Source organism: Brotonthovivens ammoniilytica (assembly GCF_025566885.1).
Classification (GTDB): Bacteria; Bacillota; Clostridia; order Lachnospirales; family Lachnospiraceae; genus Brotonthovivens; species Brotonthovivens ammoniilytica.
The window spans coordinates 169,608-183,711 of the sequence record NZ_JAOQJQ010000002.1 but is presented as its reverse complement, the minus strand read 5'-3'; the positions used below and the strand labels follow the sequence as shown (position 1 = coordinate 183,711).

Below are 14,104 nucleotides of genomic sequence, written 5' to 3'. Positions count from 1 at the left end.
ATCATAAGCAGACAGACGGCTTTGGAAAGCTCCGTTAGTATCTCAACTATTCCCATTCTTGTGGGCAGAACCGCACCATGCGGACGTATCATTATTCTGTGATAGCAGGTCATGGCAAAACGACTATTCCACAAGTCGCTCTCGGATCACTGCGTGGGTCGCTCGCTTTCTTGTCGGAAAGGTCATGGCGTACAGTCCCCGTGGCTCGCTGTATCACAAACGTATCTGTCTGCTTTATTCAGTTGTCAAAGAGCAGTTGGCGAAAGCATAGGCTTTCATGTGTGAAAGCAGTAGCAGGGCAGGAAAGAGGGGATTTCAACAAATCATACCCTGCGGTATCTGCTTATTCTTCTATTTCAAATTCACATATCATTTTTAAAAGAGCTTCTCTGATACGCCCCTTTAATTCCATATCCACGACAATACAAACATTTCCGTATTCATCATAGAATGGTCGCAAACAGCACTTTGATATGTACGGCTCATAGAATTGTAACAAGCGTTCAATCGAATTTACGTTACCGTCCACAGCCGATGAAATAAGATAAAATGAAGGGTGTGTTTTATTCATTGCTTATGTTCTCCTTTAATTTTTTTCTGATTTCTTCCAATGAATTTTTACGACTGCGAAATGAGGTAGTACGATTGATATTCAACTTTTCGCCTATTTCTGTATCGCTCATATCAAGAAAGAAATACATGAGTATAATCGCTCGTTCACGTTCTGGAAGACTTTTGAGAGCGTCTGCTAATTCATCATCAAGTACACGGATTTCAATACCGCATACATCAAAAGCTGTGTAGTCGCTTTCGTATTCGTCCCAGACAGCCAACTTTTCAACAACGATTTCTGGAAGCTCACAAAATGAAATTTCTCGATTTCTGCGACGCTTCAATTCTTTTCGGTAGTTACGAACAATGCCTTTGACTACACGCTTGAGCTTGCAGTCAAATTGACACTGTATCGTCTTTTGGAAGTCCGACGGTTTCATAATCACACCCCCTTTCTGTTATGAAGTGAAAAGTGTTTATCCCTCTTTCCGCACCATATCTGTACAGCAGGGTGTGATTTGTTGCATGAATTGAGAAAAAAGCAGAACTTTTTTCTGGAACTAAAAAAGCCCGCACAAAATATGAATTTTGTACGAGCTACTGTTATAGCGTATTGAATTGTAGATAGTATGCTGTTAAATCGGACTTGAATATATTGAATTGTGCTTAAAGCGTTTCATACGACAAGCCCCCTTTGTAGCAACTTTATGAGCTTATTTCAGTTTTGACAAATCAAATAAATAATTCTGATAATCTTGAACAAAGTATCGAATATTCTTTCTTCCTCTTGTTATAATTGTATGTCCTTCGGTTTCTAGTAACTTTTTTTGTTCTTCAATTCCATGGGGGTATTTTGAATTTAATTCTCCATTAGCTTTTAAAGTACGCCAGTATGGAGTTTTATCTTTGTCACGCTGAAAACTAGCCCAAGCTACGATTGAAACGAAAATACCCGCTGTAATCGGTTCAGTAAAATCAGCACCACTCAATTTAGCAAAATACTCTCTTATTTCACCAACGGTAACAATTTTCCCATAAGGAATTAACTTCATAATTTTGTCATATTCGATAGGCGGAGCAAAATACATTCTATCACCACCATATTTTTTAATACTGGCTTCGTCTGTGATAATTTGATACTTTGGCATATCTTTGCTATCATGAAGCATTTTATTAAAGTCTTTTTTATTCTCATTAGCCATAATTAACACCTCCTAATATAAGCCTATTCCTTTTAGATATATAATGCAATGAGGTTGTTTTTAAAATTTTGTCTTTTTGGTAATTGTATAAATATATTCTTCTGGTGTTGGTCGTTTATTCCCAAAGTATCGTTTAAAATTTGCCTGCACGTCTGGGTCTGTGCTTTCCATAGCTTCATCTATGGTATCTTGTAGCATAGCACGAAATTCAGATACCGAAACACCTTGAGCTTTAGCACCAACTTTCATAATGTATTTCATATCTCGTTTTTTAAGTCCTATCATAAGTATTTCCTTTCCAATGGCATGAATATTTCATTAAATATTTTGTTCAATGTATTCTATCAGTGGATTTACATAATTTCTATCAGTCCAATCACAACTTTTTTCACTTGCTTCAAAAATTGCTTTCATCCACGGTTCAAAGGTAGTCGGGTCTTTTTTTTGTAATGATTTTTTTAACATTTTACATAATGTCCTATCTTTAAAACTCATAATATTTTCATCATAAATACCTCTACCGTAAAACACAGTAATTTCAAACGGAATATTTTTTAAATTATGCTCTTTAACCAGTTCAACTGCTTTCTTATCAAATGGACTTGCTCCTACCATAAAAACACAGACTTTCTTGTTTTTGATGTATTCGATATTCTTTTTGATGTATTTTACGCCAGATATACCGTTTGCATATATACCACTAGCAAAAACAATAATATCGTAATTACTTGCGTTGTTAAATTGAAAACTGCTTATTTCAAAAACATCACATACGATTTCTTTTTTTATCATATCAACATATTTTTTTGTAGCACCATATTTTGATTGATATAACACTAAAACTTTTTTCATTTTCCTTACTCCTTTTCAATAGCATTGTCTATCGCTTTTAATATACACCTACTGCTTACAGTTGCCCCCGATACAGCATCTATATCTAAAGATTGATTTTCTAAAACCTTATCAACTATTTTTTCAGCAGATGTTCCTAAGCCGTTATTGTGTTCTAAAATTTGTATATCAACTATTTCTTGATTTTTAACTGAAATCTTAACTTTTGCATAAACGGGAGTAATAGCGTATTCTCCAATATACTCCCCATTTTCGACTGATGATAGGTCAATGTCGTTTATTGCTATATCGTTTGCTTGCTTTACAATTCTATGGCTTAAAATTTGAACAAAAATAAAGACAAGTAATAACAGACAAAATATCCCAATCAATATTATCTTTCTATTTTTTTTCATCACAGTAGTTCCTTTCCAGATTATCTATGCCAGCATATAATTTCATCATTAAATTAAATAGCTGTTGTATTTCTTTTTCTGTGTATATATCGAAAAGATAATGTAAATCTTCTTGGTAGGATATAAATACTGTTTCAAAGAATTTATCTAACTTTTTTGTTGAATGGATAGTTAAAGCCCGTGCGTCATTTTCGCTTTTTGTTATAAAAACAAATCCCTTTTTCTCTAAGGTAAAGGCTAATTTCTTTACATTTTGTCGAGAACAACCTAACAATTTTCCTAATTGTGTAAATGTTAATTGTTCTTGTGATTGCTTTATCATTGTTAAAAGCATAAATTGTTTCAAGGATATTTCTGGTATATGATTGTCAAATATTGTTTGTAATTTATTTCCTGCAATAAATAGTGAGCTAAAGATAGCCTTACATTGATTTTCGGTTGTATCTGAAAATCTTTTTATTAAATCATTGATGTCCATAAAAACCTCCTTATAGGTAACTTGTTACTATATTATAGCAACAAGTTACCTATTTGTCAATTATTCAAATGTTTATAAATAGACATCATAAAAATTCGCGGAGTATTTATTACGCTACAATCTTCCAGTTGCTATCCTTATGTAACACAAGCTCAAACTGTGATACCTGCGTTGCCTTTGTCTGATTGTCTATGAATTTCACGGCAACCTTGACTTTCACATTATCCCCGTCAGCCGTAAATACGGGGTTGACTAATTCAGAATAGAGGTAGTCCCTGCCGATAGGTTCAAGCACATTGCCAGCCACATAGTAGGCAAGCTCCTTTTCTGTTGCTGTCGGGTACAGCTTAAAGAACGTTTCTAAAAATGCGGTAGCGTCATTGACGGTATCAGTGTCCACACTAGCGTCTGCTTCTTGTGCCTTTGGTTCATAATCAGACTTTTCAACCGCTGGTGCAAGGGTCGGGTTCTGCACGATAACCATATCGCCGTCTTTATCTACATGGACTTTGACGGTATAGGTTGCCTTGACATTCGTTGTCTGTTCGCCCTCTTTTATCTGCTGATCTACTTCGTAGGTAGCAGAAAAAGTGTCCGTTCCCGACTGTTCTATATCCCAAATCAGCACATTTGTAACTACGGAGCTGGTCGGTATATCCGTTCTTACGGTATCAAGGTTCAAGTCCTGCAATTCCTTTGTGAGATAACCGCTGATTGCCTGCGTCCTTGCTTCGATAGCTTCTTTGCTGTTGTCCCATGTGTAGTAGGACTTGCAGAAGTTCTTCACGAAATTTTCAGGCCCGTTGGTGTCATTTAGTCTTAGCTGTATCGTTTCTGTTTCATGTACCGTGTGCATATCAATAGCGGTAAAGTTCTTATACACGCCAAAGCTCACACTTGCGATAAGCACTACCCACAATGCAATCACGGATTTCTTATGTGTGCCTACTTTGACAGTACGCACCTTTTTTTCTTTTACTGGTTTTTCTTTCTTTTTAAACATGGTTTCCAATCCTTTCTACTGTTTTATTCTTCCAGCACCTATCAAGTGCTGTTGCCAATACGAATTATTGAGGTCGGCATATCCGATAGGGTCGCCTGCATGATACATCTGATTATTTCCTACATAGATACCGACGTGGGTTACATAGCTTCCAGCGTTGTAGGTACTGTGGAAAAAGACCAAATCGCCAGCCTTTGCCTGCGATAGTGGGATATGCTGTGTTGCGTCATACTGTGCTTGTGCGGTTCTCGGCAATGAAATACCAGCCTTGCCATAGCACCACTGCGTCAGTCCAGAACAATCAAAAGAAGTGTTGGGGTTACTTCCACCATATTGATATTTCCAGCCTTGATACTTCAACGCTTCATTCATAATCGCCTGCACGGTGGCATTGTCAAACTGCGTAACGGTTAAATACTGATTTACCAGTTCACAATAAAACATATTTCCATAGGCATATCGCCAGCCACCATTCTTCGCTACGGCGATAGGGTTCGTGTAGGTTACTTTCTGACCGCCCGATTTATCTTTTGCGAAATTTTCCGCCAGATTGAACGTATGCTTTTTCCCGTTTCCTGCCACATATCCCACATAGCCACCGCCATAGTTATAGGACTGTATCACGACATTTATATCGCTGATACCTTGATTTTTGCAGGAAGAAAGCAGGGACGCAAAATACTGACACCCCTGCTTGATTGAGCTTTCTGTATCTAGTGAGTTGGGCGGTAATCCCAGACTTTCACTAGACTGCATAACGTCTACGGCTGTACCGCCACTTTCCACTTGTATGATTGCCAGCAACACATTGACATACTCGGAAATACCGTTTTCTCTGGCATACTTTTCTACCATAGGCTGATGTTTCAACACTTCGGCGGATAGGTTCATACCCATATAATTAGAGGAATAGCTGTTGCTCCCGTCGTCGTCCTCAGCACTAATCAGAACCCCAAAGAATAATACGATAGAAAAGAGGATAGGAAACAGACTGCCAATGATAGCGATATGTCTTAGTTTCATTTCTTCCTTTGTCCTTTCTTGAATAGGGTTCGCTTATTCTTCTCGGTATTTTGCTGTGTCTGCTTCTGTGTAGTTGTCGTTTGCGTTTTCGTTACACGGTCAGACTTGTAATTCTGTCTTACTGTTTCTTGATTGACGGTCTTAGTTGATGTACCGCCAGAAGATAACGGACGCTCTTTGACAACATTTGCTTTGACTTCCTCATTCTTCACTTTAGAAGCTGTGGCAGGGCGTTTGACTTCCTGCTGTTTTTCTACATTGCCCTTAGAAGTAGTGGCTGGTCTTTCATGGGGACGGGTAGTTCCGCTTGTCGCCAATCCGTCCGATTTCTTCCCTGCCTGCCTTGCTTCCTGTGCCTTTTGAAGCTCCATACGCTTATCCGCAATATTCTGTCTATGTAATTGCTGTTTTTCTAAACGCCCAGACTGGCGGTTTTCTTGTTCCTGCACTACGCCACGCTTGAAGTCGGACACGCTGGACTTTGCCTTTTCTCTGGCAGAATGAACCGCATAGGCAGTCTGTGTCGGCATATCCTTGATATTTTCTTTGACGGCGGTTGCCTTATCCTTAACTTTATTCTTTGTATCAAGGACAGCTCCTACGGCTGAACCAGCCTTACCGCCAAGAGAAGCGTTGTTACTTCGGGTGGGCTGTTTTGGTGTAGTGTTCCTTGCTGATGAACCGCCAGACGATACCATAGAGCCAGCCATTGCACCAGCTCCAGCACCTAATACACTTCCTTTACCCACAGCCCTAGCTAATCGGTGTTCCATACGCCTAGCCCTATGTCGCATGAACATATATGGTCTGCGGAAAATTCTGCGTCCCATGCTCTGACTGTCGCCAGCATTTAAAGAGAACATACTCATTAAATCGCCTAGCTTCATGTAAATACCTGCAAAACATACTATCTGCAAGAACGCCACCATAAAAAACGGGTAGTCTGTGGATATGTTGTAGAACATACTGGAAATACTAAAAGCTACCGTAACAATCAGCGTAATACCAGCCCTTGTCATAATCGTATTGAATACACGAACAATCGCCTGCTTTGCCATGCTCTCATAGCTCGGTATCATACTTAATAGAAAGCTGATAGGCAGAAACATGGCGAAGATGATAAAAAGTATCTGGCTGAACAACATCATACCCGTAAGCAAGAATACAAATACGGTTATCCCTAAGTTGAAGATAAGCAGGAAGAACACCATACCTAAACGATTTACCACCTGCGGTATCGTCAGATTGTTGTTGTCGTTGTCCTCAATCTCGGTCTTGACGACATTTTCCCTTGTTTCGCCGTCCTCGTCCTCTGGGCTTGCCGATACCAGAGCTTCCACACGGTCAGAGCCGATTTCATCTATATCGCTGTTTCCAAACTGTAAGAGTAGCCACGGCTGTTGTACTTGTATGGAAAATAGGCTGTCCCGTATCAAGTCCACGCTGTCCTTGCCTTTGCTGTCACTGTCGGGAAGCATGATTTTTGTTCCCAAGTCCAGTGAAGCAGTGCTGATGTCTGATGAAAAGTCATTTACTTTCTTGATGTAGTCGGGAGCGTAGGCAATAAAGGAAGCCGATAAAAGAAACACCACCACAAAGTTGATAACGGCGTGCAGTGCCTTGCTGGTTTCTCTTTTTATCAGTCCCGTATAGGCAACATAGATACCGACAACTAGGATAATCAGCAGTAGGAAGCCTACATAAAAGCCAGAGCTGGAAAAACCGTTCTGCGTAACACCTGCAAGGGTCTGTATGCTTTTGCCGATACTGTCTGCCATATCGTTGATGAAGTCCAGCTTGTAGGCTTCCTGCACCACATAGCCCGTAGCATTAGAAAGATATAGGCTTATCGTCCAGACGAAATTTGTAATGCAGTAAAGCCCGTATTGCACACTTTTTCCAATCCCATCCAACCAGTTCCACGGAAGCCACGACCAGCTATTATCGACGTAGAAATCAAGCTGATAATTCGATAGTGGATATTTAGAATAAAGGTTTTCGGTATTGATAGTGTCGTCCACAAGCCCCGTGGCGTGTGCCACCGTTCCCAAGAGCGAAAGCAGGATAAGGGACAGTGCCACGACAAGCAGAGCCATTTTGAGAAAGCGGAATATCTTTTTTCTTGTGAAAGCACCTTTTATCCTTTCTTTCATCACTCCACCTCATTTCTCTGTATCGGCGGTCTGGTATCAAAGGCGTGCAGTAATTCTTCAAAGACGGGGTGTATCTGTACCACGCCCACACGTCCGTATAAATCTTGCAATAGGCATTGCCCGTTTTCCAAATCACGAAGTCGCTTCTGGTTGTTCTCGTCCTCTTTGTCAATGCTGAAAAATTCAAGGGTCTGCTTAATCTCGTTTATATCGGTGCTTCTAAATGCAAATTTCAAACCGATATTGTTTTTCAGACTTTCCTTTGATACGTCCCCCGAAGACTGCGTGACGAAGTACACACCTGCCTGCATGGCACGTCCAGCACGCACCAGTTTGTTGGAGAGCGTTTCGCCTTGTGCCACATTTAAGAACGCCCACGCTTCGTCAAGGTCTACAATCTTGAAAATGCTTCTATCGCTGTGAATGAAATCTAATGCAAAGGTGCTAATTACAATCAGCATGGAAACAGACAGTAATTCAATGGTCGTGTATTCCTCAAAGGTGGTGTCCTTATCGGGCAGAACTAAGTCGGCTACTTGAATGATATTGAGCTGGTTATCTAAACTGATTGCATTTTCCACCGTACCGTCTGAAAACAGCAGATGTGCAAAATCGTAATCCGTGAAGCTGTCGATATGGTCGGCAATGTTGCGTGAGATAGGCGTATCTTCCTTTCTTAATTCCTCAATCACATGGAGCAAGCCCCTTGTTTCACTCTGGGTAACGGCACGCACCGCCTTACGAAGTACGGGGAACTTCTCGCCGTCCCTAGAGGAAATCCCCGTAAGGAATGTGAGTATGTCGATTGCCAGACTTTCAGCGTCTTTCACATTCTTCATAATCACGAACGGGTCAAGCAGTCCTGCGTTTTCTCTGTCGCTGGTAAGGTTGACGATATTGATTTCGTGGGCGATTTCTGGGAGCGTCGCTTTCCAATTTCCTCGTTCTGATTTTGGGTCTAAGATTACCGCCTGACCGCCAAATAAAACAGAGTAATAGACAAGCAGGTTGTTACAGAATGATTTTCCACCACCCAATGAACCAACAAAAGCAGACGCTAACGCATTGGTAACCGTTCCTTTTACGCCTTGACTGGCAAGGGACGGCTGTAAATATACATTGCGTCCCGTATCAACAGAATAGCCGATATAGATACCCGTGTTTTCCCCTAACTGCTGTGTCGCTCCAAAGCCAAGCCCTGCCAAGAAGTCGGATTTTACATACTGCACATAGTCATTGATGTAACGCTTGCTGGCAGGCAGAAATTCAGAGTGAAGCCCTAACATATCGCCAGCAGGACGCACCAGCTTGACGTTCAAATCGTCGTAGAAGTCCTTGACTTCATCACAACGGCGTTTCAGTTCGTCAAGGTCGGGAGCAGATACACGGATAACATAGGAGAGCTTATACATACTTTCTTTGGACTGGTCTAAATCGGTTTCCAGCTCGTCCACACTGTCTAATGCGTCCACCACGTTAGAGCTGGTTTCACTGCCAGACTGGTAGGCATGGTTATCTAAATCTTTCAATTCCTTTTTCTTGTTGCGAACCGTTGACAATGCTTTTCGATTTTCCACGATTTCTACATTCATGCTGGTATCAACGGGAAAAGTAAACTGCTGTTGCTGGAAGTAAAAGATTTCAGAGGACGGAAAATCCAGCTCCCCGACAATCGCATTGACAGTAAAATAGGAAACGTAGCTTTCGCTGTCCTCATGCTCCAAGCGTAAATGTCGCTGGCTTTCTTCCACAAGGCAACGGGTCGGACGTATCAAGTCGTAGTGCTTTATCAAAGTTTCCTTTTTCAGCTTTTTCTTTGGTAAGTGGTACTCATAATCTTCATAGGCGATACCGTCCCTGCCGTAAAGATGTTCAATCAGATACCCGAAGTCGTTGGTTTCCAAGCGTCGCACCTTGAAGCGTCGGCTGATTTTGTTTTCCAACAGCTTCTCCATTTTCAGATAGCGGTTGATTTCATCATTCGGCATAGATACAAAGTCATTCATCAATGTGTGGTTCACTTCATGGATAAATTCCTTGAATGTCAGCCACGCTGATTTTTTCATGTTCTTCAAATTGAATTGTTCTTCCGTTACCATGAGCTTGAAGCCAAGAAAAAAGCGGTAGTCTACTTGATTGTCCCCAATCATGCTTACCAGTGCTTCGGTCTGCTCGTCTATCTTCTGATAGGCAACATCTTTCAATCGTCCCGTTACCAGCTTCTTTGACTGCTCTTGTATGCTTCGGATTGAGCTTTCGGTGGCAATCTGCAAAGCGTGTATCTTGCCCTCACGGGACTGTGCAATCAACTGTCGGAAGCTGTCATGCACAATAAATTTCTGTTCAGCAGATAGAAAACTGTAATTGTAAGGTATCAGCTCATAGTAGGCGAATACCTCATTGTCCTTGTTCCAGACAAGGTTGTTGTCGATATATTTAATCGGGAACATAGCTCACACTCCTTACTGTCGTAATCGTTTCATTCAATCTTTCATTTCTTAGTTTCACGGCTTTTCCTGCATAAGTAGTCTTTGGGCGTAGGGCAAAGGTTATCTGTGATTTCAAAAAGCTGTATGGCTTCTTGCCGTCAAAGGTCTTTTGCGACATAAACCATGTGAGAGCCACGGGAATACCGAAGTATTTTAAAAATGCCCCCTCAATCATGGAGAATGGCGGTAAGTCCCCAAACAGAATGATGATAAATTCCGTTATCACAAACCATGTAATCTGTGTAAAGGTAACGGGAAAAGGTAAATTAAAGTCATTGATTGCATACAAGACTTTTTCCACGTTCCAGATACCCGTGTAGCTTTTAATCTTTTTCATGTTTTCGTTTCCACTCCTTTCTTTATTCCTGCCGTGTACTTCACGGCATAGTGGTATCTCTTTATGAGATTTCGCATAATAGAAAAGGACAGCCGTTTTCAGACTGTCTCTAGTAGAAAAAGCTGTCAGAAGCAACCCTCTAGGTCGCCGATCTGCCAGCTTCTTACCACGGTATTTCACACATACCATGTTTTGTTTCAATAAAAGTTCCCTCAAAGGATAAGTCCCTGCCGTATGCTTCATAGTCGATATAGTTTTCCAACTGTGAGGGAATTGTCCCCAAGCTCTGCAATTCATCAATAAAGTAATAGGCAACGTCGGTCATATCCTCACAGCCAGCGTATAAAATCATATCGTCCTTATGGTCGTACAGTTCTTCTAGTGTTCCATAATGTGATACAAATTCGTCCAAGCTGTCCGTGATAAAGTCGGGAAGCTCACATATCATTTCATACATTCCATTCAATTCTTGAATGGAAATATACTCGCCAATCTCAATCGGGAAATTATCCGTATCATGTACGGCGTATTCTTCGTATCGTTCATTTAATCCGATACGCTCGGCAACATCTTCTTCATCAATCAGAAAAGAGAACCAGTCGCCAACTAAATAGCCCTCATTGTATTTTCCAAGATTAGCGATATACACACGCATATCCTCTACCATAGCAACACCTCATTTCTACGGTAGTTCATAGATACCGTTGTCGGTTTCCACGAATTTTCCGTTATCATCAAGATATTGTCCGTAGCCCTCAAAATCAAAGTATCGGATAATCGTTTCAGACAACGCATTGTAGGCAGGATTTTGTTCCAAAACTGTCCTTGCAACGTCGGTCATGTTTTTGCATAAAGGATAATGGATAATATCATTTCTCTGTGTGTGCAGTTCTTCCAAGCTGGTATAAAAGCACAACAATTCCTCACAATCTTCCTGCATATCAGAGGGCAACTCTGTGAAAAGAGTATATAGATTGTTGAGTTGTCCTGCAATGGTATCTTCCTTTACTTCATCAGCAAAAGGAAGCTCTTTCTCGATAATACGGTAGTCCTCACTGTCCATAGATACTTTCAAACGTTCTTCAAAAATATCTGCGTCAATGGGAAGCGTAAACCATGCGGATAGCTGTTCCTCGCCAGCAGGTGCAAGGCTTTCTATCAATACTCTTAATTCTTTCAATCGCTGTCACGTCCTTTCTGTAATGCTTCAGCTATGATAGGGTAAGGGACACCAAAGACATAGCCTGCAAAATCTTCTAATTGTTTCAGCGGATAGTCGGCAAGGTTCAGTTGTTTCATTTCTTGCCACACCATACGCTTATGATGTGGCAAATCTGAAATGTAGGTACAGCCGATAGTTGCCTGCATATCCGAAAATATATCTTTCAAGGTATCACTCCAATCTTAAATTTAAGTATAGAAAAAGCAGTCAATCCTAAGACTAACTGCTTTTTAAAATACATGAACTTATATTTTATTTTGAGAAAAATATACCATAAAGAACAATCAGTGAAAAAAATATTAGCACTCCAATTCCAATCATATAACATATCCTAATAAAATTTTTCCCCTCATTTATATCATCATATATTGAAGATAATTTTTCATTATTTAAATTTTTTTCTCTCACCTCTTGAACGTCAATATTTCTTACCAATTCATCTAATGTCAACCCAAAGTAATCACTCAATAATACTAATCGTTGAAAATCTGGGTACGACTGGCAAGATTCCCATTTTGAAATCGTTTGTCTGGAAACCTTTAGTTCATTTCCCAATTCCTCTTGCGAAAGACCTTTGGACTTTCTTAAATTTATCAGTTTTTCATTAAAATTCATAAGTAGCCTCCTAAAATAGATTTTATTTGCGACCGCAAAATAAGTATTGCAAATATAACGATTTTTTTCAACCAACCTTTGTTGGCAATTTGTCAACCACTCATTACATCAATAAAATTCACTAATAGTTATCATAAGGTAAAGAAATATTAACCACATATAAGTTTATTTTTATACCCATATTATAGCAGTTCCATATTTTCGTTACAATATAGTTTTATGCACCGATAATCTTATTAAACAGCTCTAAGAGTACATCTTTCACACCGCCTGCATTGAATACCAATCCAACCGCAACTAAGGCTACCACCAAGAAGCCAATGAGCTTTGAAAACTCACGTTTGAACCCTAAGTAAATACCAATAACCACAATCGCCATAAGCACTAAAGACTGTGCGTTGCTTAAAAACCAGTTGTATAGATTTGCTCCAAAATTCATTTAATTTTCCTCGCTTTCTTTTATTTCTATCATGTGTCGGTCAGCTTCCTTTCCGACACTTAGAATACACATCAGAACCACGCCGATACCCATGCCAAGTGATACCAGCAGTAAGTTCTTTATCAATTCCCACATCATCAATCACTCCTTTTCTTGTTCTATCAGTTCGTCCACCGAAGCCGTCTGTTGCTTGACTATCTGCTTATGCTTATCCGTCAGCTTTGCCTGCTGTTCAATGGTCTTGAGATAGTCGGTCTGATTGCCTGCGTCTATCTGTTTCAGCATTTTCAAGGTCGGAGCAACCTGCCTTTGTAGCCAGTTCAGCGTCCGTTGCAATGTGTAAGGCTCTGGCTTTGTCGTCAGCTTCACGGGCGGTCGTCCCTCGCCAATGAACCAAGACCAGCGTGCATTTGTTTTCCAATCGCTTTTTCGCTTGTTTGCTTCCTTATCGGCGAAACGGATATACTGATTGATAATAGAAAATGCCGTCAGCTCTGCGTCGTAGTGGGTCAGCAGTTCTCTCACGGCATAGTAGGCACGCTCATTTTTCAAACGTATCTCAAATCGGTTTTTAATCGGGACTTCCTCAATGGGTATTCCCAATTTTGAGGATTGTTCATAATTCTTTTCATAGACACAGAAGTAGACCTCACTGGTAAATGAACCAATGTAAAGCGTATGTCCCATGCCGTCCTTGTTGGCTTCGTTGTGCTTTACCAGCTCGCCAGAACCATAGCTCTTGAAAGAACGGAATTTAGAAATACATTCCTCATTCTTGCATTTCTCTATTAGCTCTGGAATATCTAATAAGCCCGTTCTGTCATTGATTGCAAGGTCAAGGCGTTTCATCACACCGCCCTCAACCAGTGCGTCCATGAAGAAGTCATACCAGCTTCGCTCCTGTGCCAGCAGGTAGCTTTCAAACTGACGACAGCCTTTGCCTTTCAGTTCCAGCAGGACACCTTTTTCCTTGTCTTGTGAAGTATAAACGAACACGTCCCCGATATAGTAATGCTCGGTGTACTTGTAATGTCCGAAATCTTCATGAAGCATATAGCTGATGTTCAGCTTTAATATGTCCTTGATAACGTGCTGTATATCCAGCGTGGGAAATCGGATACGCACATAATCAAAGAGCAAAAACATAGGAGCGTCGGGATTGAACCTTTCCACAGCGTCCAGTAGCTTCTCCTGCATTTCCTTTGTCAGATTGACTTTTCCAGCTTCGATACGGCTTAGATGTTCACGGCTGATACCAGCCATGATTGCAAGCCTTGTCTGCGATACGCCGTAATCACTGCGTTTAGCTTTCAAGGCGTTCAGAAAATCAGTATCATTCAGTTG

At 40.6% G+C, this 14,104-nt stretch carries 19 protein-coding genes; all 19 read right to left on the bottom strand.

The genetic code is table 11. The features are described 5' to 3' along the window. Positions 1-343: 343 nt before the first annotated feature. On the bottom strand, positions 344-571 hold the full coding sequence (locus OCV88_RS05325; RefSeq protein WP_158424541.1) for a helix-turn-helix domain-containing protein: 228 nt from the start codon (positions 569-571) through the stop codon (positions 344-346). Further along, a complete protein-coding gene (locus tag OCV88_RS05320) occupies positions 564-992 on the bottom strand; it encodes an RNA polymerase sigma factor (protein WP_158424540.1) in 429 nt (142 codons plus the stop codon). Before OCV88_RS05320 ends, OCV88_RS05325 begins: the two co-directional genes overlap by 8 nt. A 273-nt stretch (positions 993-1,265) precedes the next feature. Continuing rightward, positions 1,266-1,754: an MGMT family protein gene (locus OCV88_RS05315; RefSeq protein WP_158424539.1), complete on the bottom strand. Its 489-nt coding sequence runs from the start codon at positions 1,752-1,754 to the stop codon at positions 1,266-1,268. Between the two features lie 60 nt (positions 1,755-1,814). Then, the gene (locus OCV88_RS05310) at positions 1,815-2,039 is read right to left on the bottom strand and encodes a hypothetical protein (RefSeq protein ID WP_158424538.1); all 225 of its coding nucleotides are present in this window, start codon (positions 2,037-2,039) and stop codon (positions 1,815-1,817) included. A gap of 33 nt (positions 2,040-2,072) precedes the next feature. After that, positions 2,073-2,606 (bottom strand): flavodoxin domain-containing protein, encoded by a 534-nt coding sequence (locus OCV88_RS05305; RefSeq protein ID WP_158424537.1) that lies wholly within the window; start codon positions 2,604-2,606, stop codon positions 2,073-2,075. 5 nt (positions 2,607-2,611) lie between these two features. Next, positions 2,612-3,001, bottom strand: a complete 390-nt coding sequence (locus OCV88_RS05300; protein WP_158424536.1) for an FMN-binding protein — start codon at positions 2,999-3,001, stop codon at positions 2,612-2,614. Beyond that, positions 2,988-3,479 carry a MarR family winged helix-turn-helix transcriptional regulator gene (locus tag OCV88_RS05295; RefSeq protein ID WP_158424535.1) on the bottom strand — a complete coding sequence of 164 codons (492 nt, stop codon included), beginning with the start codon at positions 3,477-3,479 and terminating at the stop codon, positions 2,988-2,990. Before OCV88_RS05295 ends, OCV88_RS05300 begins: the two co-directional genes overlap by 14 nt. A 109-nt stretch (positions 3,480-3,588) precedes the next feature. Continuing rightward, entirely contained in the window at positions 3,589-4,482 is an 894-nt protein-coding gene (locus OCV88_RS05290) for a conjugal transfer protein (protein WP_158424981.1), read from the bottom strand. Between the two features lie 15 nt (positions 4,483-4,497). Further along, on the bottom strand, positions 4,498-5,505 hold the full coding sequence (locus OCV88_RS05285; RefSeq protein ID WP_158424534.1) for a C40 family peptidase: 1,008 nt from the start codon (positions 5,503-5,505) through the stop codon (positions 4,498-4,500). After that, on the bottom strand, positions 5,502-7,658 hold the full coding sequence (locus OCV88_RS05280; protein ID WP_158424533.1) for a CD3337/EF1877 family mobilome membrane protein: 2,157 nt from the start codon (positions 7,656-7,658) through the stop codon (positions 5,502-5,504). Before OCV88_RS05280 ends, OCV88_RS05285 begins: the two co-directional genes overlap by 4 nt. After that, the gene (gene tcpF / locus OCV88_RS05275; protein WP_158424532.1) at positions 7,658-10,108 is read right to left on the bottom strand and encodes a conjugal transfer ATPase TcpF; all 2,451 of its coding nucleotides are present in this window, start codon (positions 10,106-10,108) and stop codon (positions 7,658-7,660) included. The genes OCV88_RS05280 and tcpF overlap by 1 nt, the downstream gene beginning before the upstream one ends. Further along, entirely contained in the window at positions 10,095-10,484 is a 390-nt protein-coding gene (locus OCV88_RS05270; protein WP_158424531.1) for a conjugal transfer protein, read from the bottom strand. The genes tcpF and OCV88_RS05270 overlap by 14 nt, the downstream gene beginning before the upstream one ends. A 163-nt stretch (positions 10,485-10,647) precedes the next feature. Beyond that, positions 10,648-11,151 carry an antirestriction protein ArdA gene (locus tag OCV88_RS05265; RefSeq protein ID WP_158424530.1) on the bottom strand — a complete coding sequence of 168 codons (504 nt, stop codon included), beginning with the start codon at positions 11,149-11,151 and terminating at the stop codon, positions 10,648-10,650. A gap of 15 nt (positions 11,152-11,166) precedes the next feature. After that, entirely contained in the window at positions 11,167-11,664 is a 498-nt protein-coding gene (locus tag OCV88_RS05260) for an antirestriction protein ArdA (RefSeq protein WP_158424529.1), read from the bottom strand. Continuing rightward, positions 11,661-11,873: a hypothetical protein gene (locus OCV88_RS05255; protein WP_158424528.1), complete on the bottom strand. Its 213-nt coding sequence runs from the start codon at positions 11,871-11,873 to the stop codon at positions 11,661-11,663. The genes OCV88_RS05260 and OCV88_RS05255 overlap by 4 nt, the downstream gene beginning before the upstream one ends. 85 nt (positions 11,874-11,958) lie before the next feature. Beyond that, positions 11,959-12,321, bottom strand: coding sequence for a helix-turn-helix domain-containing protein (locus tag OCV88_RS05250; protein WP_158424527.1), 363 nt, complete (start codon positions 12,319-12,321; stop codon positions 11,959-11,961). 217 nt (positions 12,322-12,538) lie between these two features. Next, a complete protein-coding gene (locus tag OCV88_RS05245; RefSeq protein ID WP_158424526.1) occupies positions 12,539-12,760 on the bottom strand; it encodes a hypothetical protein in 222 nt (73 codons plus the stop codon). Further along, positions 12,761-12,898, bottom strand: a complete 138-nt coding sequence (locus OCV88_RS05240; RefSeq protein WP_470253719.1) for a DUF3789 domain-containing protein — start codon at positions 12,896-12,898, stop codon at positions 12,761-12,763. Between the two features lie 3 nt (positions 12,899-12,901). Continuing rightward, complete coding sequence (gene mobT, locus OCV88_RS05235) at positions 12,902-14,101, bottom strand: MobT family relaxase (protein WP_158424525.1); 1,200 nt, start codon at positions 14,099-14,101, stop codon at positions 12,902-12,904. Between the last annotated feature and the right edge of the window lie 3 nt (positions 14,102-14,104).

Excerpts from the sequence above, each read along its gene's own strand:
- OCV88_RS05325 (WP_158424541.1), bottom strand. The coding sequence starts at position 571 with ATGAATAAAACACACCCTTCATTTTATCTTATTTCATCGGCTGTGGAC.
- OCV88_RS05320 (WP_158424540.1), bottom strand. The coding sequence starts at position 992 with ATGAAACCGTCGGACTTCCAAAAGACGATACAGTGTCAATTTGACTGC.
- OCV88_RS05315 (WP_158424539.1), bottom strand. The coding sequence starts at position 1,754 with ATGGCTAATGAGAATAAAAAAGACTTTAATAAAATGCTTCATGATAGC.
- OCV88_RS05310 (WP_158424538.1), bottom strand. The coding sequence starts at position 2,039 with ATGATAGGACTTAAAAAACGAGATATGAAATACATTATGAAAGTTGGT.
- OCV88_RS05305 (WP_158424537.1), bottom strand. The coding sequence starts at position 2,606 with ATGAAAAAAGTTTTAGTGTTATATCAATCAAAATATGGTGCTACAAAA.
- OCV88_RS05300 (WP_158424536.1), bottom strand. The coding sequence starts at position 3,001 with ATGAAAAAAAATAGAAAGATAATATTGATTGGGATATTTTGTCTGTTA.
- OCV88_RS05295 (WP_158424535.1), bottom strand. The coding sequence starts at position 3,479 with ATGGACATCAATGATTTAATAAAAAGATTTTCAGATACAACCGAAAAT.
- OCV88_RS05290 (WP_158424981.1), bottom strand. The coding sequence starts at position 4,482 with ATGTTTAAAAAGAAAGAAAAACCAGTAAAAGAAAAAAAGGTGCGTACT.
- OCV88_RS05285 (WP_158424534.1), bottom strand. The coding sequence starts at position 5,505 with ATGAAACTAAGACATATCGCTATCATTGGCAGTCTGTTTCCTATCCTC.
- OCV88_RS05280 (WP_158424533.1), bottom strand. The coding sequence starts at position 7,658 with ATGAAAGAAAGGATAAAAGGTGCTTTCACAAGAAAAAAGATATTCCGC.
- tcpF (WP_158424532.1), bottom strand. The coding sequence starts at position 10,108 with ATGTTCCCGATTAAATATATCGACAACAACCTTGTCTGGAACAAGGAC.
- OCV88_RS05270 (WP_158424531.1), bottom strand. The coding sequence starts at position 10,484 with ATGAAAAAGATTAAAAGCTACACGGGTATCTGGAACGTGGAAAAAGTC.
- OCV88_RS05265 (WP_158424530.1), bottom strand. The coding sequence starts at position 11,151 with ATGGTAGAGGATATGCGTGTGTATATCGCTAATCTTGGAAAATACAAT.
- OCV88_RS05250 (WP_158424527.1), bottom strand. The coding sequence starts at position 12,321 with ATGAATTTTAATGAAAAACTGATAAATTTAAGAAAGTCCAAAGGTCTT.
- OCV88_RS05245 (WP_158424526.1), bottom strand. The coding sequence starts at position 12,760 with ATGAATTTTGGAGCAAATCTATACAACTGGTTTTTAAGCAACGCACAG.
- OCV88_RS05240 (WP_470253719.1), bottom strand. The coding sequence starts at position 12,898 with ATGATGTGGGAATTGATAAAGAACTTACTGCTGGTATCACTTGGCATG.